Below are 23,944 nucleotides of genomic sequence, written 5' to 3'. Positions count from 1 at the left end.
ACTACCCCCTCAGTGTGTAAAAGAACACCAACGCCAGCAGCGACAGGATAAAGGCGGCGCCCAAGAGTTCGGGGACGCGAAACAGCCGCAGCTTGGCGAACATGGATTCAATCACCCCGATGACGACGGCCAGGGTCGAGACCTTGACCAGGTACACCGCCACCCCCAGCGCCAGCGCATCCGGGGTCAGGGTCGTCGCGATGCCCCAGGGCGCAAAGACGTTGACGATCAACGTCAGGAACACCACCAACTTGATGCCCGCCGCCCATTCCATCAGTGCCAGGTACCGGCCGGAATATTCCAACAGCATGGCTTCATGGATCATGGTCAGTTCGAGATGCGTGGCGGGATTGTCCACCGGCACGCGGCCCGTCTCCGCAAGGGTCACGATGAACAGCGCCGCCAAGGCCATGAGGTGCGGTGGAGGCACGAGCAGGCCCCCTTCCAGCGAGGCGGATTGGTGGACGATCGTACTGAGATTGGTCGAGCCGGCCGTCAGGGCGATGGCCAGGATCGACAACATCATGGCCGGCTCCGCCAGCGTCGCCACAATGGCCTCGCGGCTGCTCCCCATGCCCCCGAACGATGACCCCGCATCGAGGCCGGCCAGGATCAGGAAAAATGTGCCCAGTGCCAACAGATAGACCAGCGCGATGATGTTGCCGGCGAAATTCAACGGACTGTGCGACACAAAGACCGGCATGAGGAGGCCGGCGGCCATCGTGGAGGCAAACACGATGTAGGGGGCGGCGGGAAAGATCCAGGAAGTGGTGGAAGAGACCACGGGCTGCTTGCCGAACAGCTTCACCAAATCTGCGTAGGGCTGCAGCAACCCGGCGCCGCTGCGACACTGCAATCGTGCCTTCACCTTGCGGATCAACCCGACGATGAACGGCGCCAGGACGAGCAACGTGATCACCTGCACAACGACCAGCAACATTTGCACGATCACTTCTCCTAGACCGCCCATAACAACAACAGCACCAGCGTGACAAAAATATAGGCCAGGTAGAGATGCAGGCTTCCGGCCTGAATGACCCGCAGCCGGTCGGCGGCGGTCCACAACCACGCGACGATCGGCTGATAGAGGTAGGTTTCGAAGAGCGGCTTGATCCTGAACTCGAACCGCTGCTGCTTGATGAAGTATTTCGATTGTTCCAAGAATTCCGTTTCGAGTGTGACCGTCGGCTGATAGATCGTCCCGAAGACCCGCTTGATCGGCTGCACGAAGCCGGTCGCGCTGTATTCCATGCGCGGGGTCAGGTTCAGCCCACAGCCCCACGTCTTGACGAAGCGCGTACACAATGAATTCCCGAGGGTCCTGGCCAGCAGCAATCCTAACCCTCCGGCGGCAACCAGCAGCGCCGCTAACACCGGCGTCGAGACGCTGGAGAATTCGACGGTCATCGGCGCCACGACCCACCCGTCCATGGCCAACACTTTGGCACTGACCGCCGTGCCCGCCAGAGGCGCGGTGATGCGGTCCAACAGCGGGATGACCAGCATCGGAGCCACTCCCATCACGACCGACAGCACGGCCAGGAGTCCCATGCCGATGCGCATCGGCCACGGCACTTCCCTCGCGCGCCGGGATTCAGGACTGCGCGGCTGGGCCAAGAACGACAGGCCGAAGGCCTTCGCGAAACAGGCCAGCGCCAGCGCCCCGGTGAGCGCCAGCATGGCGGCGGCAATCGGCAACATCAGCTTCAAGAACAGCGTGGGTAACTGGACGCTCAGGAAGAGGCTTTGAAACACGAGCCACTCACTGATGAATCCATTGGTCGGGGGCAACGCCGCGATGGACACGGCCCCCAGGAGGAACCACAGGCCGGTCCAGGGCATACGTCGTAAGAGCCCACCGTAGCGCTCGATGTTTCTCGTGTGTGTGGCATAGAGGAGCGACCCCGCCCCCAAGAACAGCAGGGCTTTAAACATGGCATGGTTCATAGTGTGGTAGAGGCCGGCCAAGAGACCGAGCGCAGCCAGGTCGGGCAGGCCGTAGGTGTGGAAGATCATGCCGGCGCCGAGACCCAGAAAGATGATGCCGATGTTCTCCACACTGCTGAAGGCCAGAAGCCGTTTCAGGTCCTGCTCCACAAGGGCGTAGAGCACGCCAAGAAGCGCCGACACCGCTCCGACTCCCAAGATCGTGAACCCCCACCACCAGGGAAACTGGCCGCCCAGAAAGTCGAAATACACGCGGATTAGGGCATACACGGCGGTCTTGATCATGACGCCGGACATCAAGGCCGACACGTGCGACGGAGCGGCGGGATGCGCATAGGGCAGCCATACATGGAGAGGAATGATGCCGGCCTTCGCGCCGAACCCGATCAGGGCAGTAAAAAAGGCGACCGACCGGAGCCCTTCTGGCAGCCGCTGGTCGGGAGGCCGGAACGACTCGAAGGAGAACGACCCGGTCACCTGAAAGAAGATCAAGAACGTCAGGATGATAAAGGCCGTCCCGACATGGGTCATGACCAGGTACAAGAGCCCCGCCTGCCGCACCTCAGGCTTCTCATGCTCCGTCACGACCAACACATAGGAGAGCAGCGACATCACCTCCCAGAGGATCAAGAACCAGAACCCATTGTCGGCCAGGACGACCAGCGTCATGGAGAGGAGGAACCAGTTCAGGAGGGAGCCGAGCACCGGAAACGAGCGACGTCCGGCATAGTCGTCCACATACCCCAAGGCATAGATCGCCACGGCCAGGCCGACCAAGGAAATGATCAGGACGAAGAACGAGGCCAGCGGATCGAGCCGCAAGGCAACGGTCAGGTACGGGATGGTGGAAGAAACGGAGACACGGAACGGCTCGGCGGCATGCAAGCCGACCAGACCCAACACGACCCCGCTCACTCCGGCCACGGCGGCTCCTCCATGCGCCAGTACCGACTGGAGGTGAGGGGATCTCCGCAGGCACAGGGGGAGCACCCCCCCGCCGACATAACAGGCCAGGAGAAGGGCAAGCAGAGCGGCCATCACGACGCAACCCTGCGCTCACGGAGCATCGTGATACTCACGGATGGATCAAGAGACACGTCAGCTCTTGCATTTGTCAAAGTACGAAGAAACCAGTCGCGCTCATTTTCATGTATCACCTTCCGGCGGCAGACGCAACTGAGAGGGAAACCTTGAGCGGGGAAACGGGGGAATCGGCGCAGGTGAAGAAGATAGGATGGCGACTTAGCGCCGCTCGCCCCGCACGCACCAGAGACGGCGCATGCCCGACTTCTGGTCGGTGACGGCCTGCCCCGACAGGAAACTCTGTTGCCAGGCGACGATGTCGTCGGTCGGATGAGGCGTGGCGGTCCAGTAGATACCGGACTTGATGTTACGGAAAGGGTGGCCAGGCGGCAAGGCAGGGTCTTGTTGATCAGGATCGACCAGCGTCTTGATGTCGTCGATGCTCGGAGCGCGCCAGCCCTGTTGTCCTCCGACCGTCTTGGTCGCGCAACGGGCGATGGACCGCTCCCACGCATCGAAGATGTAGTCCGGCTCCCGCTCCCAGACTAAACCGGTCGCGCTGTCCAACACCGCCTCGTCGTTCAACGTCAACACGAACCGAGACTCGCTTTGGTCGGCCAGGAGCCAGCCCGGCGACGATACGACGATCAGCAGCAACAGGAGCAACGAGTGACGGATGGCAGGCGTCATGATCGGCAGTGTGCCCGATGTGCCGAGCCATTGCAATGGCGGCTATGTGGGAAGGACGGCCGCGGCTCTGTCACCACTCGATTCGGCGGAATTGCCGGCGAAGCAGCAGGGCGCCCCACAGCAACGCCAGGAGCATGAGCCCCCTGCCCAGGCCGTAGGCCAGCTGCGCCAAGCGATGGTCATGCTCAAGCCACCCGAGCATCGTCAGCAGATGGTTCCAATCGTGGGCATCAACCTCTTTGCCGGTGAACCCACCGAGTAGAATGAGGTCCATGGCCCGCGCATCGTTGATATAGGGCGCCAGGTCCATGAAATTCTCGGCCGTCCACCAGAGGGCGACCGACGCACCGAACGTATCGCGGGTCTTGAAGAGAAAGGTGCCCACACACACGACCGGCATGAGGATCTGGCCGAGGCTGCCGCCGAGGATCATCATGAATCGCCCGAAGGGCACAAAGAGGAGATGGCCCGCCTCATGGAACGGCAGGTTGATGAGATGCAGAAACGACTCACCGACCTCGTTGGTTTCGAGCGGCGCCCGCATGAGCCGCCACCCCCACCACGTCAGGAGCAGGAGGACCAAGACCCGGCCGCCGAAGTAGAAGGGATTCACCGACTCCTCGACGGTCAGCAGCCAAGTCATGGCCTGGTCGACCCACGTCGGCTCCTTCGGCGACACCGGTCGCCGCGCTGCCGCCAGGCGCGCTTGCACCGCCGCATACTTGGCGAAGACGGTCCCGCATCGTTCACAGTCGTCGCGGTCCGCCGCCTGCTCCCATCCGCACTGTGGGCATGGCATGGTCAACGAAGAATGAAGGGCTCCCAGGAAAAGGTCATCGCGAAGATGGCCAAGGCAATCCACCCAATCACGACCCTGGTGCGCCCCAACGGGCGCTCGGGATTCAGCACCGGCGGGTGGGCCAAACCCATCAAACCGACCAGCCCCACCCAGAGGAACCAGCCCTTCCATCCGAGCCAGCCGAACACCATGAGGATCGGCACGAGCGCGACCGCCACCGAACGTTGCCTGCTTCCCCAGAGCGCGTAGGCCACATGCCCACCGTCCAGCTGTCCGATCGGCAACAAGTTGAGCGAGGTAATGAAGAGCCCGAACCAAGCGGCGAACCCAACCGGATGCAGGATGACATCGGCCGTGGGCGGAAGGGGCCCGATGATGAGCCAGGACATGAATTGCAGCAGGAGCGGTTCGCCCAGGTGGAGTCCGTAGCCGGTTTGCACGGGAATGACCGTGGAAAGTCGCAGCCCGATCACCAGCGCGATCACCGCCACCACGAAGCCCGCGATCGGCCCGGCTACCCCGATGTCGAACAGGGCGCGGCGGTCCGTCACGGGCGCGCGCATGCGGATGATGGCGCCGAACGTGCCAACGAAGTGCGGCAAGCCCGGTACGAACAGCGGCAGGGAGGCCGGCACGCCGTGGATGCGCGAGAACAGGTAATGCCCGAATTCGTGCGTGACCAGGATCCCGAGCAGGGTGGCGGCAAACGGCAGTCCTCGCCACAGGGCGCCGGGCTCATCCAGCAAGAACGCCAAGGGCCCGACCAGCGGATTCGTGTTGGTTTGGTACGCCCCGGCCCATAACACGGTAAACACCGTGAGGACAAATAGGAGCAGCGGGAGGATCACTCGGGAAAAGAACGGTTGCGCCTCTTCATCCCATTCATCGTCTGCCTCGTCGAGGGAGGGCTCGATCAGGTCGTTCTGCAAGGGCCCCTGCTTCGACCCGTCACGGTTCATGCGGCATTCCCCATCCTGCTAGGCCGCAAAGGGATTGTGCACCAACTCTTCCCGCACGGTAGTGGAAGGGCCGTGACCCGGATGGAGCCGCGTGTCGGCCTCTAGCGTCAACACTTGCCGACGAACCGAGTCGAGGTGCGCCGCATACAGACCGGCCGGATTCGAGCGGCCGATGGACCCGGCAAATAGCGTGTCGCCTACGAAACAGAGCGGCTGCCCCGCCTGTTCGGCACGATAACAGATGCCGCCCGGCGTGTGCCCCGGCGTGGTCATGAATCGTACCGTCAAGCCGCCGACCTGCAGGCTCTCTCCGTTACGCGGCACCTGGAGTATGTCCTGGGGGGGGCGCCAGTGGAGCAGGTTGAGGTCTTCCGGCCCCAGATACACCGGCACGGGTCTGGTCCGCAGGATGCGCTCAATGCCTTCGGCATGGTCCGAATGCCCGTGCGTCAGGCAGATGGCGCGTAACGTGAGCTGCCGGCTCGTGAGCAACGCCAGCATCGCATCCGGATTGTAAGCCGTGTCAACCAGGATGGCTTCACCGCGATCATGGACGACATAGCCCTTGACCTCATATCCGCCGATCGAACCCAAGACGGTTTCGACATGGGCTGTCGACGCAGGCTGGGCCTCGGGTGTCCAGCCCTGGGCCACCTCCACCAGGGCATCCGGCTTCAAGCCAAGAGCCTTGGCGACGGATGCAACCTGTGCCGCTCCGCTAGGGGCACGCCCCCGCTCCAGCTCTGCGAGGTCCTCCTCCACAAGCCCGGCTGCCCGTGCGACCTCGGCAACCGACCGCTGCCGACCCAGCCGGGCCTTCTTGATGATGTCACTCAGTTCATCTTCAAGCGGCATGTTCTTTTAACCGCTACCTTCAGCGCTGAGCTGTTTACGCCAGGCATCCACCATGAACTGATCCACATCGACCAGGATCACGGATCGTAACGCCTGCGGAACGAACATCCTGACCTCCTGGACCATCTTCACCGCCGCATCCTGCGGCGTCACGCCACCGACCCCGGTCCCCATCCCCGGGATCGCGACCGATGCGAAGGCGTTCTCATCGGCCAGGAGTAGCGCTGCCCTCGTCGCCAGCGCGACGTTCTGAGCCGGAACCCGCAGGCCAGGCTCCGGCATTGTCGGAGCGTGGATGACTCCCTTGAACTTCGTTTGCCCGGCCGATGTCAACACCGCCCGCCCAACAGGAATCGGCGCCTGTGCCCGAGCCTGATCTTCGACCTCCTGCCCGGCCGCCCTTCTGATCACCCCTGCCACACCTCCGCCCATGATGCCATGGCTGTTGGCCGCATTCACAATGACGTCGGCCTCGGCCTCAAGAATGCTCCCCCGAACCACAAAGATTAATAGGGACAACGTTCGCTCCATATTGTCGCCCTGACGCTCACGATACTAACTCAGTCTCGCAATGATCCGGCGGTAGTCGTCTTCGGAAAAGGTCTTGAGGGTCGTGGAACGCACGTTCCCCAGCCATCATGAGGCTCCAACTGATAGATCAACAGTTGGCCACAGGACCTTCGCTGCGCGTATCGAGCGAGCACCTTTTTACACTTCCATCACTTGAAGTAGGCAGGTCGATGTGACGCTGATTGCGCGCGTCCAACGAGGGCCTTCCGAGGCCGCGCGTTGCGCGAGCAAAGAGTCACTCGACCTGCCTTCCTCTCTCAACTTTCCGGGGTCAACGTGATCTCCCCCACCTCGCCGAAGTTCGCCAACACCTTCGACAGGGTCTCGCCGGAGCCGACCGCCAGAATGCGCAGACGCTCGGGATTAAAGTGGGTCTTCGCCGCGCGTTGAATATCCTCTTTCGTCAGCTTCACGACCTTGTCGCGGATCTGCTGCAGCCAGTCTTTCGGCAAGCCGTCGTACTCCAGGTCCATCAAGCGGCTGACGATGCTGGAGGCGCTCGTGAAGGAAAAAACGAACGAGTTGACGTAGGCTTCCTTCGCCTCCTCCAACTCGGCATCCGTTACCGGCTCGTTCCGCATGCGCTCCATGTTGGCCACGAACCGGTTCACCACCTCCTGGGTCGACGACAACTTCGTCTCGGCCCGCATCAGCCACACGCCCTCGTCATACACGCTGGCCCGAAGGCCGCTGCCCACGGAATAGGCGAGGCCGCGTTTCGTGCGGACGTCGTTGAACAGCCTGCTGCGGAACGAGCTGCCGCCCAAAATGTCGTTGGCGATGGCCACCGCGACATAGTCCGGGTCGGTTTCTTTGATCGTCAAATGTCCTACGCGCAGATGCGTCTGTGAGGTCTCCTTATTCACGAACCGCACCGCGCCGCTCTTGAACTCCGCTTCCGACACAGGCGGTAGCTTCAGCTCGGGCACCGCGCCTTTGGCCCAATCACCGAACAACTCCTTGAGCAGAACCAGCATGGCTCCCTTCTCGAAATCGCCGGTCACGCCGAGGATCATGCCGTTGGGATGGACGGTCTGTCGGTGGAACGTGATCAGGTCCTCGCGGGTGATGGCTTGGATGGAACGGGTGCTGATCTCGCGAGCGCTCGGATGGTCGGCGCCGTACAACAGCTTGGCAAACTCACGGCCGACGATCGAACCGGGACTGTCCTGTCGGCGCCTGATCCCCTCCAGGGCCTGGAGCTTCGCCAGCTCCACCCGGCTGGGTTCGAACGCGGGCCGACGCAACAGGTCCGCAAAGATTTCGAGCCCGCGCTTCACATCCTTCTTCAGCACGTCGAGGGAGGCCGACCCGGATTCCTTGGCGAAGCCGATGGAAATCGTGGCCGCCAACTGTTCAAGCTCTTCATCTACCTCGTCCGGAGACAGCTTGGCCGAGCCGCCCGTGCGCATCGCAGCCCCGGTCATCCCGGCCAATCCCACTTTGTCCGCCGGATCGAGCCAGCTGCCGGTCCTGATCGTGGCGTTCACCGTCACCAGCGGCAACTCATGGTCCTCCAGCAGGTACACGACCATGCCGTTATCCAGCACAATCCGTTCTGCGTCCGGCGGATTGAACTCCACCGTGGGGAACCGCATCGTGCGGGGATCGCCGAGGCTCAGGTCCGCTGCAGCTCCCACGGCCACCTGCAGCAGCAGACAGAAGATGACCAACACAATCGACCGCCACGCCGCTGCTGTGCTCATGATCCTTCCTTTGTCCTGTACGCGCTCCACAGGCGCCCCTCTCCGAGTTCGGCCCGTCATCGCACCACCTCGCCTGCCGAAGCTATTTTCTTGTCTGCTGGTTTCTTGACGAGAACACCGACGGTCCGATTCGATTTGACGAGATATTGCGACGCCACACGCTGCACGTCGGCCGGCGTCACGGCCGCAATGCGGTCTCGCGCGGCCAACACGTACCGCCATCCGCCCGCCACCGTCTGGTAGAACGCCAGCTGTGAGGCCAGGCCGCTGTTGGAACGCAACGAGCGGACCAAATCCGCATCCAACCCATTGAGCACCCGTTCAAACTCCTTGGCGGAAATCGGTTCCGTCTTCAGCCGCTCCAGCTCTTCGTAAATCGCCGCCTCGACCTCTGCCGCCGTATGAGGCGCCAACGGGGTCGCCGCGATCACGAACAAATTCGGTCCGCGCACACCTGGGTAGTTGGTGTCGGACAACACGGAGGCGGCCACCCGTTTCTCACGCACCAGGCGCCCGTACAGGCGCGAGGTCACGCCTTCCGTCAATACGGCGTCGATCACATCGAACACGAAATCGTCGGGGTGGCCGATGGTCGGTTTGTGATACCCGATCGCCACCGCCGGTTCGGCATCGAATTCGATCTCCACCCGCCGCTCGCCACGCTGCGGCGGTTCCACCGTCACCAATTCCGGGATCGGCGGCGCGGCAGGGATCTTCCCGAAGGTCTGCTCGATCAACGCGATGACCTCCTTCGGGTTGATGTCGCCCACGATGGCTACGGTCGCGTTGTTCGGACCGTAGTAGGTCTTGAAGAAGGCCTCGGTCGCCGCAGGTGTAAGCGCCACAATATCGGACCCCCAGCCGATGGTCGGCACGCCGTATTGATGGGCTTGGAACGCGGTGGAGGTAAAGGTCTCATAGAGCAGGCCGTTCGGGCTGTCGTCCGTCCGCAACCGCCGCTCCTCCATCACCACGCCGCGTTCCTTGTAAAATTCACGCAACACGGGGTGGGCCATCCGGTCGGACTCCAAGGCCGCCCAGAGCGGCAACCGGTTGGACGGAAGACTGATCACGTATCGCGTGATGTCTTTTCCGGTCGAGGCATTCAGTCCCACCCCCCCGTGCCGTTGATAGAGCAGGGCCATCTCATTGCCCACCACGAACTCCCCGGCCTTCTCCTGCAGTTCCTTGAACCGCCGCTGGAGTTGCTGCAGGGCCTGGGACGGCACCGGCTGCTTGCCTTCGGCTTGTGCCCGGGTGGCCTCGTCCCGCTCGCGCTGGTCAAGCTCGGTCCCGACCCGAGCCAATTCATCGAGAACGGCCTGTTCCTGTTCGTAATCCGTGGTCCCGATGCTCCGCGTGCCCTTAAAGGCCATGTGTTCGTACAGGTGGGCCAAGCCGGTCTGTCCGACCTGCTCATTGACCCCGCCGACGCCGAACGTCATGTTGATGCTGACAATGGGGGCTTGATGCCGCTCCACCAGCAACACCGTCATGCCGTTCGCCAACTTATGTTCGATGACTCGGTCGGCCAAGCTGGGAGCATCCGCCTGCGCCGGGACGGTCGCCGCCACGCACCAGGCCAGGACCACGACGCCTACCATTCGCACGCGTCCGCTGCTGATCATAGGAAAAGCTCCATCAGTTCCTCCGGTCGTTCAATGAACCAATCGGGCTGACAGGCCGCCATCTTCCGGCGATTACCCATGCCGTAGCCCACCGCGCAGACGCGAATCCCCGCATTGTGCCCGCCGTTGATGTCGTTGGTGCTGTCGCCGATCAGCACGGTGCGGTCTTTGTCCACCCCCAATTGCTCCATGACGTGAAGCAACATCCCCGGTTCCGGTTTCAGGCCGAACCCGTTGTCGCCGCCGACCACATAGGCAAAGTGCTGCGGCCCAAGGCCGTTCAAAATGACGTTCGTGTATTCGATTGCCTTATTGGTGGCGACGGCCTTCGGTTTGGCCGAGAAATGCATCAGCACCTCGTTGATCCCCGGATAAAACATGGTCCGATCCAGACAATGGGCGAGGTAATGGCCTCGAAAAACCCGCAGGGCCTCGTCGTAGAGATCCTGATTGCCTTCCCCCACCGCGAGGCGCAGGAGCTTTTTCACGCCGTCGCCGACAAACCCGAAAATCTCCTCCTGTGGCCGTTCCGGCACCCCTAAATCGCGCAACGTCAGGTTGACACTGTCGGCGATATCCCATTTCGATTCGATGAGCGTGCCATCGAGGTCGAAGATGAGCAGATCGACTTCCGTTTTCTTCGTCATTCTTTCGCCTTTCGCAACGCGGCCTGCAAGACTGTCAACGACGCCTGCCTCGCGCTGTCTGTTTCTTCCAACAAGGCCTGCCGGACAAAATTCAGCATTCGTTTCTGCCCCACATGAGGCGGCACGAGCGGCTCCACGATTTTCCACCGCGCCCCCTGCACCTTGACCCGCACCCGCACTTGCTCCGTTCCCGGTTCCGGCACAAACCCTGCCGTATCCAAGTACATCACGCCCAAGACCCGAAACTCGACCGGCACCACCACCTCCAGTCGATTGACGATCTCCCATTGGCGAAAATCATCCGGCACGGTGAAGCCGCTGATCACGATGACCTTGCCCCAGGCCGGCTCCTCCTTCCACTCCACGAGACTCGCCACCGACTCGAACGAGGTCGCGTCGAGGCGCACGCCCTTGTTATCCAGGGCGAAGTACTTCTCCACGACCTTGGCGGGGGAATGGGAGATGGCATTGGTCTGCGCAACGGCCGGCATCGCCATCGACCAGAACCAGCCCAACATGAGCAGGCAGAACAGCCCTCGCGCCCCTCCTGTTCCCATACGTCAACTCACCTCGTGCAATTTCATCAGGTTGGTTCCGCCGGGCTCTCCCACCCTCGTCCCGGACAAGATCACGAGTCGTTGCCCACGCTGCACCAGCCCTTCAGCCTTCAACCGGCGCTCCGCCTCGGCCACCCGCTCGTCGGTCGTCGGGATCTGCGCCATCGTGTGGGGGACGACGCCCCAATACAGCGCCATCCGTTGCCGAATGGGGACGAAGGGGGTAAAGGCGATGATCGACGCGACGGGACGTTGTTTCGAGACCAGTCGCGCGGTAGCCCCGCGTTCACTGAAGGCGACGATGGCCGCCGCGCCGGTCACGGCCGCGGCCGATGAAGCCGACAGACAGATAGCCTCGGGGAAGGGAAGCTGCCCCGCCTCCGTCCGGGTCCCGTGCACGGCGCCGGGTTCGGTCTCCACCTCCGCCGCACGCACGATACGGTCCATCACTCGCACGGTCTCGACCGGATACTGCCCGATGGCGGTTTCGGCCGAGAGCATCACGGCGTCCGTCCCATCGAACACCGCATTGGCCACATCCGACGCCTCGGCCCTGGTCGGGCGCGTATGGCGCGTCATCGATTCGAGCATCTGGGTGGCGGTAATGACCAACCGGCGGCGCCGGTTCGCACTGGCGATGATGCGTTTCTGCAAGACCGGCACGGCCTCGGGCCCCATTTCGACGCCTAAATCCCCTCGAGCGACCATGACCCCATCGGCATGGGTCAAGATGGCCTCCAGTTCGCTCACCGCTTCGTGGCGTTCGATCTTGGCAATGATCGGCACATCTCCGCCGCAATCGGCAATCAACCGCTTGGCCGCCAGCACATCCTCGGCACCGCGCACGAATGAGAGCGCAATGTAATCGACGCCCTGCGCAACTCCGAACCGCAGATCCTCCCGATCCTTCTCGGTCAAGGTGGGGGCACTGACGGCCGTGCCCGGCAGATTCATGCCCTTGTGCGACGTCACTGTACCGCCGACCACCACCGAGCATTCCACCGCCCCTTCGACAATTCGGTCCGCCCTCAACTCCACCAGGCCGTCGTCGATCAGAATCCGCGCCCCAGGCCGCACGTCCTGAGCCATGGCATGGTAGGTGACGGGGATGTTCAATGGTCCACCGCCGGCCAGCACCGTCCTGGCGCCGAGCTGTCCGCCGGAGCGGAGCGTCATAGTTCGCAACCGCACGACTTGACCTGCCACGAGGGTGACGCCGCCGGGAATCTCTCCCACCCGGAGACGGGGGCCCTGCAGGTCCTGAATGACGGCGACCGCCACACCTTGACGCTCAGCCTGCTCGCGAACCGCCTTGATGGCGCGGCCATGCGATTCATGGGTGCCGTGGGAAAAATTCAAACGGACGGCATTCATGCCGCTCTGAATGAGTTGTTCCAAGACGGCCGGTCCATCGCTGGCGGGACCGATGGTGCAGACGATTTTCGCTTTGCGCATGATCCTGTTCTGTTGGCGGGAAAAGCTCGATCCGCCGTCCATCCTTTCGGCACTGGCGTCATTCTAACAAACGCACCTCGACGCGGCAAAAAATCCTCCTCCGCAGCCACATTGACCCCTCCAGTGTGACATGTTAGGGTCTGACCCTGTCGAAGTCATGGATCAGTGATCGCCATGTCTATTCGATTTACCGCTCGCCTCCTGTTGTTGTGGGCCGTACTCCTGCTCTCCCTGGGCGTCGCCTGGGCGGGAGCACCGAGTTTCATCCCCGCTCCGCTCTCGACCGAAGCCGCCCCTTCGATTCACGACCGCATCACGACAGACCAGGATGGGACCGACACTCACCAAACCATTCCCGCTTCCGCCCGGGCGACGTTGAAGGCGATTGAGGAGCGATATGGCGAGCCGCCGCCGGGGTACGTCGGCGGGCGTAGCTTTCAGAATCGCGAGCGCAAACTCCCTCGCGGACGCTATCGGGAATACGACGTCCATCCGAAGGTGCCGGGCAAGAATCGCGGCGCCGAGCGGATCGTCATTGAACAGCGGACCGACAAGGCGTATTACACGCACGACCATTACAACTCTTTTACTCCGATGAACTGAGGACGCATGTCACTGACCGCGCTCCAATCGATCAAGAAACCCTGGGCTCACCTGTACGTGCAGGCGGAGGGAGAGTCCCTTGAGAAAGTCCTGTCCGTTCCCGCACATTTCATCACCAAGACGATCGCCGGGAAAAAGTGCAAGACCAAGGGAGGCCTCTTGGACGAGTTCAGCCGAGTCTTCTCCTTCCCCGACTACTTCGGCCACAACTGGGATGCGTTGGAAGAATGTTTGGCTGATCTGGATTGGTTGCCGGCCAAGGGATATCTGGTGGTGGTCATCGACGCCGATCAGGTCTTGACCAAGCCCGACGAAGAGGATGATTTCGAAACCTTTGTGGAAATCCTGAGCGAGGCCGGAGAGGCCTGGAGCCTGAAGGAGTCGGACGACGCGACGGGCAATGGATTACCCTTCCATGCCGTACTGGTCGTCTCGGACCGACACAAACATGCGCGCCACAATTGGTTCGCCCCCCCTCTGGCCATGGAACGCAAGGGCGGCAAGGCAAAAAAGTCGACGCGGTAAACGAACGGTTCCCATTTCACAGGAGGTCAGCATGGGTCTCTTGGATCACGTTGGACAGGCAGCGGCGGGGATGTTGGGAAGCGGTGAGAAGAATCCCCTGCTGCAGGCCGTCATCGGCCTGTTGGGGCAAAACAGTCACATCGGCGGACTCAGCGGCTTGGTGCAAGCCTTTCAGAAGAATGGTCTGGGCGACATCGTGAACTCGTGGGTGGGCACCGGTCAGAACCTGCCCATCTCGGCTGAACAGGTCCGGCAGGGATTGGGCGGTGACCTACTGAAACAACTTGCCGCACAGACGGGGCTGAGTTCGGAGGCCGCCGGCGGCCAACTGGCCGCCCTCCTTCCCGGCCTCATCGACAAACTCACGCCGGAGGGCAAACTCCCGGATTCCAACTTGGTCGAACAGGGATTGAACCTCTTGCGGGGCACACTGGGCTAAGAGGTCGAGCGGCCTGGTCAGCAGAGGGGCAACCAACAACCCACCCGCCGATGCACCCAGCCGGTAAGCATCCAACGGAGGCGGGTCAACGGACGGACCCACCATCGGCTCGCCCTCATGGTCAGTTGCACTCCGGCGCGGAGGGAGTGAAAGTGGTCGGTGCATAACCCGTGCGTTTCGCTGGGGTCTTCCAATGGCAGCTTCTCTCGCATGAACGCCGGCTTTCCTTCTCGTAGGCACCAGGCACACAGCACTTTCACTGGAGATCCCCCCTTCGAAGCGAGCGACAGTCCGAGCGCAGGGGCGCAAGAGTCGCACCAATCACGCCCGCCGGACCATCTCGCAATGTTTTCAGCACGATACGTTGTTCCATCGTTCTGTCGGTCCGTACACAACGCGGCATTGTGACGATTCCTGCCCCTTTTAGGCCTTCCGCGTCCCTCCGCCCAGCGTTTCCTATGTCAGGACACCTGGGTAGGCATGGCCATGTCAGCGCCGGTGTCACCCTAAGGCCGGCAGCGCATTGACCGTTTTGAATTTCCCATGGTAGGGTGCGCCCCAATTCACGGCTTACGGAAAGAGGCGTATGAAGACACAACGGTCCGAACAACTCTTTGCAGAGGCGCAACAGATCATTCCCGGTGGGGTCAACAGCCCGGTGCGGGCCTTTCGTTCGGTGGGAGGGCAACCCCGTTTTATCGCCCGTGCCAAAGGCTCGCGGCTGTACGACGTGGACGAGAACAGCTACATCGACTATGTGCTGTCTTGGGGACCGATGATCTTAGGCCATGCGCCGGCCAGCGTGACGAAAGCCATTCAGCAGGCCGCCGCCAACGGTACGAGTTACGGCGCCCCGACCGAGTTGGAAATTCAGCTCGCCACGATGATTCGCGAAGCCCTCCCCTCTATGGAGTTGGTGCGGTTGGTAAGCTCAGGCACCGAAGCGGTCATGAGCGCTATCCGCGTCGCCCGCGCCTACACCAAACGCGACGGCATCCTCAAATTCGAAGGCTGTTATCACGGCCACAGCGACTATCTCCTGGCCAAGGCTGGATCAGGCCTCGCAACCCTGGGTATTCCCGATTGCCCCGGCGTCCCGGAGGACTTCACCAAGCACACCCTCACCGCGCCGTACAACGACATCCAAGCGGTCGAGCAGCTCATCAAGAAGTACTTCCGGCAGTTGGCCTGCGTCATCGTCGAACCCATCGCAGGTAACATGGGCGTGATCCCCCCCACGCCGGAATTCCTCCAGGCCTTGCGCCGATTGACCGACGCCCATGGCATGTTGCTGGTCTTCGATGAGGTCATTTCCGGTTTCCGCGTTCAGTACGGCGGGGCGCAAACCCTCTACGACATCAAACCCGACCTCACGATCCTAGGAAAGATCATCGGAGGCGGCCTGCCTGTGGGCGCCTACGGCGGCGCCAAGGACATCATGAAACTGATCGCCCCGGCCGGACCGGTCTATCAGGCGGGGACCCTGTCAGGTAATCCGCTGGCCGTGACCGCCGGGATCGAGACCTTGAAACGGCTGAAAAAGCCCGGCGTCTATGAGCAACTCGAGCAACGCTCAGCCGCGCTGGCCGATGGCATCGGCAAGGCCGCGAAAAAGGCTGGCGTGGCCCTCACTCAGACCCGCATCGCCTCCATGATGTGCGCGTTCTTTACGGCAGGACCGGTGGTGGATTGGGCGTCGGCCAAGAAGGCCGACACCAAGACCTATGGGAAATTCTTTCACCAGATGCTGGAAGACGGCGTGTACTTGGCCCCCTCCCAGTTCGAGGCGGCCTTCATGTCGCTGGCCCACACCCCACGAGACATCGAGCGCACCATCAAGGCGGCTCACAACGCGCTCAAGAACCTCTGACCCCCATTCGGGCGGACCGCATTCCGTATCGGAACCGATACGGAATGCATCCATTCCGATACAACGGCAGCCTCCCTATTCGTCGTCGTCCTCGTCGTCCATCTCCAGCGCTTCCTGCCGCTTCTGTTCTTCCATCGCATTGTGCAGGAGCATGCGGACGAACATCGAATAGAGTGAGCCCTTTTCGAGCGTCCCACCCGGGGGAATGGCGATCTTGCCCTCCTTGATCATGCGATCCATCCAGGCCTTTTGATCCGGCGCGATCAAGATCGGAATCTCGACCAGTCCCACTTTGCCAAACATATCCATGAGTTCAACCTCCGTGATCGTCGCGAGTCTACTGATCGATGCGTGAAGGACTCCTGAGTCCGGTGGGCATTTGAGCACGCGGTTTTTTGGCTTGTCAACCGCGGAACCCTCCCCAGCTGTCATGGCATGGAGACTGCTTCTTTCGCAACGAAACAAGGAGGTCGCAGTCCCATGGCTCAACGATTCGTGCCCGGCATCCGGCTCGCGCCCCTGGTCGTCCTGTGCGGATACCTGCTCCCGTCGATCACTTCCGCCTACGACCCCTCGGAAGCACCTCGCTCGACTCTGCGCACCTATACACCCGCGCCGGCCGCCCCCTCTCCCACGGACTGCCCCAGCCCCTTCCATTGCGACCATTGTTGGTCCCTTAGACAAGGCGATCAGGCGCCGCTCTCCCAGCATCAAGCGCCACGGTTCAAGAGGAGTCACCACGAACGAGGGCCGCGGCCGCACAAGAACCCCTTTGCGAAAACATCCCGAGGCCACGGGGGGCTACGCTCCCTGCCGCGTCAATTCCTCTCGATCGGCGGATTCGCCCGGAGCGTGGAGAGCTGGCAGGTGCGAACCGTGGACGGCGATACCATTCGCTACGGCACGGACCGAATTCGCATCCGAGGATATAACGCGCCGGAGTTATCGGAACCGGGAGGACGAGAGGCCGCCTTGCGACTGGGACAACTGATGCAGCAAGGAGCCATCGACATCGTACCCCATGGCCACGATGTCTACGGCCGCACGCTCGCCGACGTATACGTGAACGGCCAGAACGTGGCAGACGTGATGATGGGGGAGGGATTCGGGAGGAGGGGGTGAAAGCGCGTGGAACGCTTAGACATGTTCTTTCGTTATCATGGCTTGTGGCCAGGACTTCAGACCACTTGCCACCCATTTACTGGAGGACCGACACGATATTTCGATGATCAGGACTACTTGTCGCGCGGGTAGGCTGCAGAAGGCCTATTAATTGGGCGACGAGACGAATAGGTCCCTTCAGAACAGGAGTAAGGCATATGGTTGACATAGCGACAATCATCGCTGCGATTGGCGCCGCCACATCAGCCATTGAGTTGTTCGACAAGATGGCGGACCAAATTGAGAGGTTCATTACGAAACGGCCGACACCAGACGTTCCAAAGGAGCACAGACTCAAGATCGAGAAATCTGATGCGGATATTGTTGCAAGCTCCCATGGCCAGGTTGTCCAGCGGATCACGGCTCAGGATCTTGTGAATCTCCCGCCCAGCCAGCTCCAACACATCAAGGTTCTTGAACAGTCCATGGAGAACCATTATGCGGTGTGGTCGCAAGTCTACCCGCAACTTGCACTGATGGACAGCCCGGTCCAGAAGGCGAGAGTTGAGCAACAGCTTCGTGGAATCGTTGTCGGAATGAAAGGCGATCTTGAGGGGATTCTGTCGTTTCTGGAAAGTTGCGGAATCCACCTTGACGACCACTACATGCACATTCGCCATCTCGTCGGTCAGCAGTGAGCAAGGTCTTACAGATCCGTAGCCCAATAACGGCTTGCATCCGATCTCAAATCCCTTCGCGGTTTTCGGCGGATGAAGCCAAGCGTCGGGCAGCTCTGTGCCCCATTTTAAGTGACGCATCTGTCACACAAATTGCCCCCGCAAGGCGCTCGTGCGGGATGCTTCACCGCGTTGCGGCTCGCACCCCACAGCATAGGCGTTCGGTGACGCAAAATCTTGAAAAGCGAGTATATGCACCTTGATATTGTCCTGGTCGACTAGCTAAGCCAGACGGAATTCTCACAACCTACAAGATTCGTCGGTGTTCGTCTTGCTCTGGAGGAAATCGGAGTCGATGTGCTCGCTTCGATAACATCGCGGCTGGCGTGTTGTGGGTGAACGCCCTTGCAGAGGCTGTCAGAGCGTCCAGACTTGAGCCAGGCACCCCGTTACGTCCCCGAACCATGGGCGTTATGCCGATCAAGACTGCGTACTCGGCGAAGCCCGTGCACCGACTCCCTGGATGGATAGGCTCCCATCGCCACCTCCCGCCTCACGCTCCGACAGTGGCGGGGCGACGACCTTGCGCCGTTCGCAGTAATGAACGCCGATACCGATGTCATGCGGTACTATCCGGCACCCTGGACCAGAGAGCAGAGCGACGCATCTACCGAACGAGTCCGACAGCTGATCGAACCAGGGAGGTCCCCATGCCCAATCCCATCAAGTATCAATTCAATCTGCCGCGAAAAGGGCGTCCGTCCGGCGTAATCCTGAACGAAGTCTGGTACCCCGGCATCCAGGCCTATTGGGAAACCAGCACGTCGAGCCGCATCTTCGATGCGATCTTAGGCATCAAAGCAGTGGTGGTTCACGCCACCGCCGGCTCCAGTTCAGCAGGAGCCGTCTCGGTGATGAAGGAGGGCAAGGCCTCGTTCCAATGGCTGGTGCCCGATGAAGACGAGCCGCAACATGGACAGCTCGTCTGGGCCTGCGCCCCGGAGGCCCGAGCCGCATGGCATGTGCGCAACGCGTGTTGCCACCCCGACGTCAATGGCGGGGTCGACCGTGTGAACCATTGGTCGCTCGGCATCGAGGTCGTGAACAGTCAACTCAGCCGAGACGCCTTTTCCGAGTGGCAGGTCCGCGCGACCGCGCAGCTCGTGCGGTACTGCTGGGCCAAGTACCCCAACCTGAAGCATGTGGTCTCCCACGCCAAGCTCGATCCGACGCGGCGTAGCGACCCGGGCCCGGAGTTTCCATGGGCTCGGCTGAAAAAGTTGGTGTTGGCGAAGGATGCGGAGGACGGCATACCGCGCGTCGCGGCGGAGGCGGCACCGGCTTCATCCATCGGGCCGGAGACGGACCGCAAGGGCTGCTGCCAAGGCTGAGACGGCAGCGGATCGTCGGCCTACTGTGTCACGCCCGGAATCTGCCCGTAGAGCGTGAAGCAGGTGCAGTCCAGCCCGCGATCCACCGGTTGTATCAAGCGACAGGTCCCAACCTGCGTCGTACAGGTGGCGGCCTGAGGTGCCCATCCTCCAGGCGAGTGGGCCTGGGCAGCGTTCGCCGCCGTCACCGGGGTCGTTTGAGCACCGCCTTGCCGGGATTTTGCAAATTCGCTCTGGAGCGCCTGTGACATGGCCTGAATCGCTTCATCCTGTAGCTTGTAGGTGGTGCAGAGGCTGTTGATTTCGTCCACGGCAAATCCCTTCTCCTTCATCCCAATCATGTCCTGACTGCTGCATGTGTGCTGGGCGACGCAGCCGGTGACGAGAACCATCATGCCGATCGCGCCTAGCATGGTATAGCGGCGTTTCATGGCTGATCCTCCTTTCGCAACGTTTCTCCTGGAGTCTCATCCTGGAGAGGAGCAAGGAGCAAGCCAGAGGCACCGGTTTGCACGTATTGACCCGAAGCTCTTGAAAGGAGAGGCCCCTCAACTATTCCGTGGAATTGGCCGGCTGAACTTGGCAGGATGGTCTCCTATGGAGCGTCGCGTCGTCGCAGGTTGCAACCGTCGCCATCACTGGCGCGGCATCATGCATTCGGCAGCGGTTCTGCTTCTGTGCGCCGGCTGTGCCATCGAGCAGGAGATTTCCCGCACTCCCCGCACGGCCGTCGAGCAACTGTTGCTGACGAAGGCGGTGGATCGCGCGCTCACCAACTTGACCCTCACCCTGCCGGCCCAGGCTGAGGTCTATCTGGAAGCGAGCGGGTTCTACATCGATCGCGCGCGGCTGAACATGCGCGACCAGACCAGCGGCGTCGTGCAGGACCCGGCGGTGGATTTTCTCCTCGTCAAGGACACGGTCGCCGTCGCGCTCGGGCAAATGGGGTACCGGATCAAGCACCGGGAAGATCGCCCTCCCTACGTAGTCAAGATTGCCATCGAGGCGCTGGGCACGATGCAGGGGCTGACCTTCATCGGCATGCCGCCCATTCAAAGCGTCATCGTGCCCTTCGCATTGCCGGAATTGACGCTCTATAAATTGCAGTCGCAAAGCGGCTATGCGCGCTTCCACCTGGACGTGTTCGACAACCACACCGGCGAATACAAGGGATCTTCGGCCACGATCATCGGCCGCACGCGCTACGATCAATACACAGCGCTCTTTTACCTCACCTGGGTACGGACCGACCTGACAGCCCCGCCGTAACGCCCGTTTCCCGGCTTCATCTTCCCTCTACGCCGCCTCTGGGTCCGCTCCCCCTGCAAAACTTTGCGCTTTGCTTGGCAAGATGCATCGCTTCCTCAATACTGATCCAACCGGCGTACGCCGCCCCGCGCAGATCGGCACGCGCGAGGCGATCTCACCCCTCATCGGAGTTCGGGTATGACTCGTCGTTGGACCGCGCCCCTGATCGGATTGGGGCTGACCCTCGCCTCACTCCTGGCGTTGGAAGGCCTGTCTCGGGTCGTCTTCTCCGTGCGGGCCGACCTCTCGTCGACACCGACCGACTGGTATCAATATGCGGCGGACCTGGGATGGGAACGCCGCCCCCATTTCAACGGGTTGGTCGCAGGAGAGTTGCGGCATCGGGATTCGTCGCAGTACCTTCGCGAGTTCGACGCCCACGGCTTCTTCACCATCGATACCGCGCAAGTCCGGGATACGGCCCACAAGCGCATCTTGGCGATCGGCGACTCCAACACTTTCGGGTGGGGCGTGCCGACCAGCCAAGCCTTTCCCGAAGTGCTGGATGCGCTGCGTTCCGATGCGGATGTGATCAACCTGGGCGTCAGCGGCTACTCGTCTTTTCAGGGTTATGCCTCCCTGCGCAAATATTTTGATGCCGTCCACCCGGATATGGTGATTGCCTCCTTCAGCTTCAACGATCGGCGTGTGGTGCCGTCCGCGGAAGCGGCGGACAGTCGAGAGAAGTTCGAACGTGAGGCACTGCTCCATCGCACCGACGTCGTGCGCGAAAAGATCTATCTCTACCGCTTGATCCAGCGCCTACTGGTCAAGGCCGGGCTCCTGAAAGGCGACGGAGACGGTGGCCTGGCGGTGGACGCGCGCACGGCGCCCACGCGTGTCTCGCCCGAGCACTATCGCGCCAACCTGGAGGGAATCGCGCGGTTCTGTCGGGAGCGCGAGGTCCCCCTGCTATTCATCACCTTTCAAGACAATCCGGCGCACGCCGAGCACCTGCGCGCCGGACTCGCGCACTTGGCGCAAGGGCGCAACGAGCAGGCCGAGGCTGAGTTACGCATTGCCGTCAACATGGACAATTGGTTTTCCGACCTGGCCAGAAAATACCTGGCCGGCTTACTTGAACGGCAGGGGGCCGCGGGCGAGGCGACGCGCATGGCGATGCTCACGCTTCCCCCGTGGAAATTGACGCACGGCGGACGACCGTTACGACTCGACAGCGAGTACAACGACATCGTGCGGGCCGTGGCGCGCGAGTACGGCGCCGTCGTCGTCGAAGCGGGACAGGTGCTGGCACAAGACCCCAGTCTCTATCTGGACCTCGCCCATCCGGATGAACGCGGTCACCGCATCGTCGCCGAACTGGTGAGTCGAGAACTCGACGGCCTCTTGAGCAAGTCCCAGCTGACGGTTCGTTCCCCTTCCATTCCGCCTGGATCTTGACCGGCCCGGTTCCGACCACCGGCCCCTCCGATAGAGCGGGCGGCGTCAGTCTCCATCGCTCTCTCCGCACTTCGACGAGACATTCCCGGAAGAGCCGAAGGAAGCCTCGCCTCTGCAGATGGCAGGAAGGCTTATGTCCCTGTATCTCTTTGGGTAAAGCACGCATTTTCGTTTAGATACACCCTTGTCTCGTGGTCTCCCGCCCCAAGCAATCCTTCCATTCGTATCGCGGCATCAAATAAGCGAAGCCCCCTGCTCCATCTTTTGAGTACCGGTTTTGCTTCCTCCCTGAAGCGTCGTCACCCACATTGACGGTTCACTTCATCGATCGGAAAGGGAGGTGTTCGTATGTCGAAACACAATGAAAGCAAGTCCGAATCTGAAAAGCCGGCCGATAGCGGCGGCTCAAAGCCTGGATGTGGCTGCAGCGGTGAGGGAGGCACGGGAGAATCCGCGCGTTCACCACACGCTCCGGTGAGCAGCGAAGGCGGCGGCGAAGGCAGCGCAGGGGAAGCCGCCATCGTCGTCGATCAAGTCGCTGAGAGCTTCGACGGGGCCGCGCTTGGCGGAGAACTGGAGAGTTTGTCGGGATTTGATCCTCAGCGTGCGCTGGGCGAAGGAATGCCCAAGGAAATCCTGACCGACGAGCTGCTGGAGCTTGGCGAGTGTCGACCAGAGGGATTTGTTCCTGAAACCGTGTGCGGCAGAGACGATCGTGTCGAGGTGACAAACACGACCATCGTGCCATGGCGGTGGATTTGCAAGCTCATTATCACGTTTCCAAATGGTGCGAGCGGTGGCTGCACCGGTTGGTTCATCGGGCCCAAAGCGGTCATGACGGCCGGCCATTGCGTGTATTCACGGGCCAACGGTGGGTGGGCGCGTCAGATCGAAGTCATTCCCGGCATGAGAGGGGCCATTCGTCCGTACGGATCCATGATCGGAACGTCCTTCCGAAGCGTCACTGGCTGGACACAAAACAGCGACCCCAACTACGATTATGGATGCATCATCCTGCCGAGTCCCAATCTTGGCAATCAACTGGGCTACTTCGGATTTGCGGCGTTGACCGATGCCTCTCTACAGAATCTCCTGGTAAACAATTCGGGGTATCCCGGCGACAAACCATTCGGCACCCAATGGTACAACGCGGGACGCGTGACCAATGTCACGGCTCGCAAGATCTATTACATGCTTGATACCTACGGTGGCCAAAGCGGCAGTCCGACATGGCGCTTTCAGAACGGTCAGCGCCATGCCGTCGGTATCCACGCCTATGGTGGCTGCCCCAACAGTTCGACTCGAATCGTTACGGCAGTGTTCAACAACATGATGAGCTGGCGGAACAGCTGATTCCATGCCGGTGACCGTGGGCGGGCAACCGAAGGGGTTGTCCGCCTCGGTTGGGATACACCATCTCGATGGAAACCACGATCATTCACATAATGGAAAGCTGGCCACTGCAATTAGTGTTGCAGAGTGACTCCGTGAGAGAAGACGTGGTGCTGGATGAGAATGTGCGCATATATCGAGCCGGAGTCCTCGTCGACCCGGGCGTGCTCCGACCGGGTCAGCGTGTTCGCGTGCTTCGGCGGGCGCCCGACAGCGATACGACCGTGACGGAACTCGAGATCATCCCATGAAGAGGGGATGACAATGGCGGCTCCTACTCACTATTGCTCGCAGCCTGAATCCGGCGCGCAGAACGATGGTTGCGAGGCGACGTTCGACTCGCTGATCGCTCCTTGAGCCGAAGCCGTCGCACCACGACAAACTCATCGCATCAATTCATG

At 61.5% G+C, this 23,944-nt stretch carries 26 protein-coding genes; 12 read left to right on the top strand and 14 right to left on the bottom strand.

Going from position 1 to position 23,944, the window contains the following annotated elements:
* Position 1 precedes the first annotated feature (1 nt).
* The 12 genes from HRU82_11640 to pyk form a co-directional block, all read right to left on the bottom strand.
* Positions 2-970 carry an NADH-quinone oxidoreductase subunit H gene (locus tag HRU82_11640; protein QOJ35552.1) on the bottom strand — a complete coding sequence of 323 codons (969 nt, stop codon included), beginning with the start codon at positions 968-970 and terminating at the stop codon, positions 2-4.
* Positions 958-2,985 carry a hydrogenase 4 subunit B gene (hyfB, locus tag HRU82_11635; GenBank protein ID QOJ35551.1) on the bottom strand — a complete coding sequence of 676 codons (2,028 nt, stop codon included), beginning with the start codon at positions 2,983-2,985 and terminating at the stop codon, positions 958-960. Before hyfB ends, HRU82_11640 begins: the two co-directional genes overlap by 13 nt.
* 204 nt (positions 2,986-3,189) lie before the next feature.
* On the bottom strand, positions 3,190-3,660 hold the full coding sequence (locus tag HRU82_11630) for a DUF1566 domain-containing protein (GenBank protein QOJ35550.1): 471 nt from the start codon (positions 3,658-3,660) through the stop codon (positions 3,190-3,192).
* Between the two features lie 70 nt (positions 3,661-3,730).
* Positions 3,731-4,459, bottom strand: coding sequence for a zinc ribbon domain-containing protein (locus tag HRU82_11625; GenBank protein QOJ35549.1), 729 nt, complete (start codon positions 4,457-4,459; stop codon positions 3,731-3,733).
* A gap of 2 nt (positions 4,460-4,461) precedes the next feature.
* Positions 4,462-5,418 carry a site-2 protease family protein gene (locus HRU82_11620; protein ID QOJ35548.1) on the bottom strand — a complete coding sequence of 319 codons (957 nt, stop codon included), beginning with the start codon at positions 5,416-5,418 and terminating at the stop codon, positions 4,462-4,464.
* Between the two features lie 18 nt (positions 5,419-5,436).
* The gene (locus HRU82_11615; GenBank protein QOJ35547.1) at positions 5,437-6,273 is read right to left on the bottom strand and encodes an MBL fold metallo-hydrolase; all 837 of its coding nucleotides are present in this window, start codon (positions 6,271-6,273) and stop codon (positions 5,437-5,439) included.
* Positions 6,274-6,279: 6 nt separating this feature from the next.
* Positions 6,280-6,804, bottom strand: a complete 525-nt coding sequence (locus HRU82_11610; GenBank protein QOJ35546.1) for a macro domain-containing protein — start codon at positions 6,802-6,804, stop codon at positions 6,280-6,282.
* Between the two features lie 296 nt (positions 6,805-7,100).
* Complete coding sequence (locus HRU82_11605; protein ID QOJ35545.1) at positions 7,101-8,549, bottom strand: insulinase family protein; 1,449 nt, start codon at positions 8,547-8,549, stop codon at positions 7,101-7,103.
* Between the two features lie 56 nt (positions 8,550-8,605).
* Positions 8,606-10,177 carry an insulinase family protein gene (locus HRU82_11600; protein QOJ35544.1) on the bottom strand — a complete coding sequence of 524 codons (1,572 nt, stop codon included), beginning with the start codon at positions 10,175-10,177 and terminating at the stop codon, positions 8,606-8,608.
* Entirely contained in the window at positions 10,174-10,824 is a 651-nt protein-coding gene (locus HRU82_11595; protein QOJ35543.1) for an HAD-IA family hydrolase, read from the bottom strand. Before HRU82_11595 ends, HRU82_11600 begins: the two co-directional genes overlap by 4 nt.
* Positions 10,821-11,381, bottom strand: coding sequence for a hypothetical protein (locus HRU82_11590; protein ID QOJ35542.1), 561 nt, complete (start codon positions 11,379-11,381; stop codon positions 10,821-10,823). Before HRU82_11590 ends, HRU82_11595 begins: the two co-directional genes overlap by 4 nt.
* A gap of 3 nt (positions 11,382-11,384) precedes the next feature.
* The gene (gene pyk, locus HRU82_11585) at positions 11,385-12,836 is read right to left on the bottom strand and encodes a pyruvate kinase (protein ID QOJ35541.1); all 1,452 of its coding nucleotides are present in this window, start codon (positions 12,834-12,836) and stop codon (positions 11,385-11,387) included.
* A 174-nt stretch (positions 12,837-13,010) separates the two neighbouring features.
* Here pyk and HRU82_11580 point away from each other — a divergent pair, with 174 nt between their 5' ends.
* The 4 genes from HRU82_11580 to hemL all read left to right on the top strand — a co-directional run bounded on the left by HRU82_11580 (position 13,011) and on the right by hemL (position 16,273).
* Positions 13,011-13,439, top strand: coding sequence for a ribonuclease (locus tag HRU82_11580; protein ID QOJ35540.1), 429 nt, complete (start codon positions 13,011-13,013; stop codon positions 13,437-13,439).
* A gap of 6 nt (positions 13,440-13,445) precedes the next feature.
* Positions 13,446-13,964, top strand: coding sequence for a barstar family protein (locus tag HRU82_11575; GenBank protein ID QOJ35539.1), 519 nt, complete (start codon positions 13,446-13,448; stop codon positions 13,962-13,964).
* 31 nt (positions 13,965-13,995) lie between these two features.
* Positions 13,996-14,403, top strand: a complete 408-nt coding sequence (locus HRU82_11570; protein QOJ35538.1) for a DUF937 domain-containing protein — start codon at positions 13,996-13,998, stop codon at positions 14,401-14,403.
* A 586-nt stretch (positions 14,404-14,989) separates the two neighbouring features.
* Positions 14,990-16,273 carry a glutamate-1-semialdehyde 2,1-aminomutase gene (gene hemL, locus HRU82_11565; GenBank protein QOJ35537.1) on the top strand — a complete coding sequence of 428 codons (1,284 nt, stop codon included), beginning with the start codon at positions 14,990-14,992 and terminating at the stop codon, positions 16,271-16,273.
* A 75-nt stretch (positions 16,274-16,348) separates the two neighbouring features.
* On the opposite strand, the gene HRU82_11560 is transcribed toward hemL, so the two are convergent.
* Positions 16,349-16,582 carry a hypothetical protein gene (locus HRU82_11560; GenBank protein ID QOJ35536.1) on the bottom strand — a complete coding sequence of 78 codons (234 nt, stop codon included), beginning with the start codon at positions 16,580-16,582 and terminating at the stop codon, positions 16,349-16,351.
* A gap of 171 nt (positions 16,583-16,753) precedes the next feature.
* Here HRU82_11560 and HRU82_11555 point away from each other — a divergent pair, with 171 nt between their 5' ends.
* From HRU82_11555 to HRU82_11540, 4 genes are all read left to right on the top strand, one after another.
* Positions 16,754-17,395, top strand: coding sequence for a thermonuclease family protein (locus HRU82_11555; GenBank protein ID QOJ35535.1), 642 nt, complete (start codon positions 16,754-16,756; stop codon positions 17,393-17,395).
* 197 nt (positions 17,396-17,592) lie between these two features.
* A complete protein-coding gene (locus HRU82_11550) occupies positions 17,593-18,072 on the top strand; it encodes a hypothetical protein (GenBank protein QOJ35534.1) in 480 nt (159 codons plus the stop codon).
* A gap of 516 nt (positions 18,073-18,588) precedes the next feature.
* A complete protein-coding gene (locus HRU82_11545) occupies positions 18,589-18,822 on the top strand; it encodes a GNAT family N-acetyltransferase (protein ID QOJ37189.1) in 234 nt (77 codons plus the stop codon).
* The gene (locus HRU82_11540; GenBank protein QOJ35533.1) at positions 18,762-19,442 is read left to right on the top strand and encodes an N-acetylmuramoyl-L-alanine amidase; all 681 of its coding nucleotides are present in this window, start codon (positions 18,762-18,764) and stop codon (positions 19,440-19,442) included. Before HRU82_11545 ends, HRU82_11540 begins: the two co-directional genes overlap by 61 nt.
* Positions 19,443-19,462: 20 nt before the next feature.
* On the opposite strand, the gene HRU82_11535 is transcribed toward HRU82_11540, so the two are convergent.
* On the bottom strand, positions 19,463-19,873 hold the full coding sequence (locus HRU82_11535; protein ID QOJ35532.1) for a hypothetical protein: 411 nt from the start codon (positions 19,871-19,873) through the stop codon (positions 19,463-19,465).
* Between the two features lie 166 nt (positions 19,874-20,039).
* On the opposite strand from HRU82_11535, the gene HRU82_11530 reads away from it, so the two are divergent.
* The 4 genes from HRU82_11530 to HRU82_11515 all read left to right on the top strand — a co-directional run bounded on the left by HRU82_11530 (position 20,040) and on the right by HRU82_11515 (position 23,794).
* Positions 20,040-20,711: a hypothetical protein gene (locus tag HRU82_11530; GenBank protein QOJ35531.1), complete on the top strand. Its 672-nt coding sequence runs from the start codon at positions 20,040-20,042 to the stop codon at positions 20,709-20,711.
* 177 nt (positions 20,712-20,888) lie between these two features.
* Complete coding sequence (locus HRU82_11525) at positions 20,889-22,151, top strand: hypothetical protein (GenBank protein QOJ35530.1); 1,263 nt, start codon at positions 20,889-20,891, stop codon at positions 22,149-22,151.
* Between the two features lie 348 nt (positions 22,152-22,499).
* Positions 22,500-23,504, top strand: a complete 1,005-nt coding sequence (locus tag HRU82_11520; protein QOJ35529.1) for a serine protease — start codon at positions 22,500-22,502, stop codon at positions 23,502-23,504.
* Positions 23,505-23,596: 92 nt separating this feature from the next.
* Positions 23,597-23,794, top strand: coding sequence for a hypothetical protein (locus HRU82_11515; GenBank protein ID QOJ35528.1), 198 nt, complete (start codon positions 23,597-23,599; stop codon positions 23,792-23,794).
* Positions 23,795-23,944: the final 150 nt, after the last annotated feature.

The organism is Nitrospira sp., assembly GCA_015709715.1.
Classification (GTDB): domain Bacteria; phylum Nitrospirota; class Nitrospiria; order Nitrospirales; family Nitrospiraceae; genus Nitrospira_A.
Note: the sequence above shows the minus strand (reverse complement) of the source record. Positions and strands in the feature narration are given on the sequence as shown.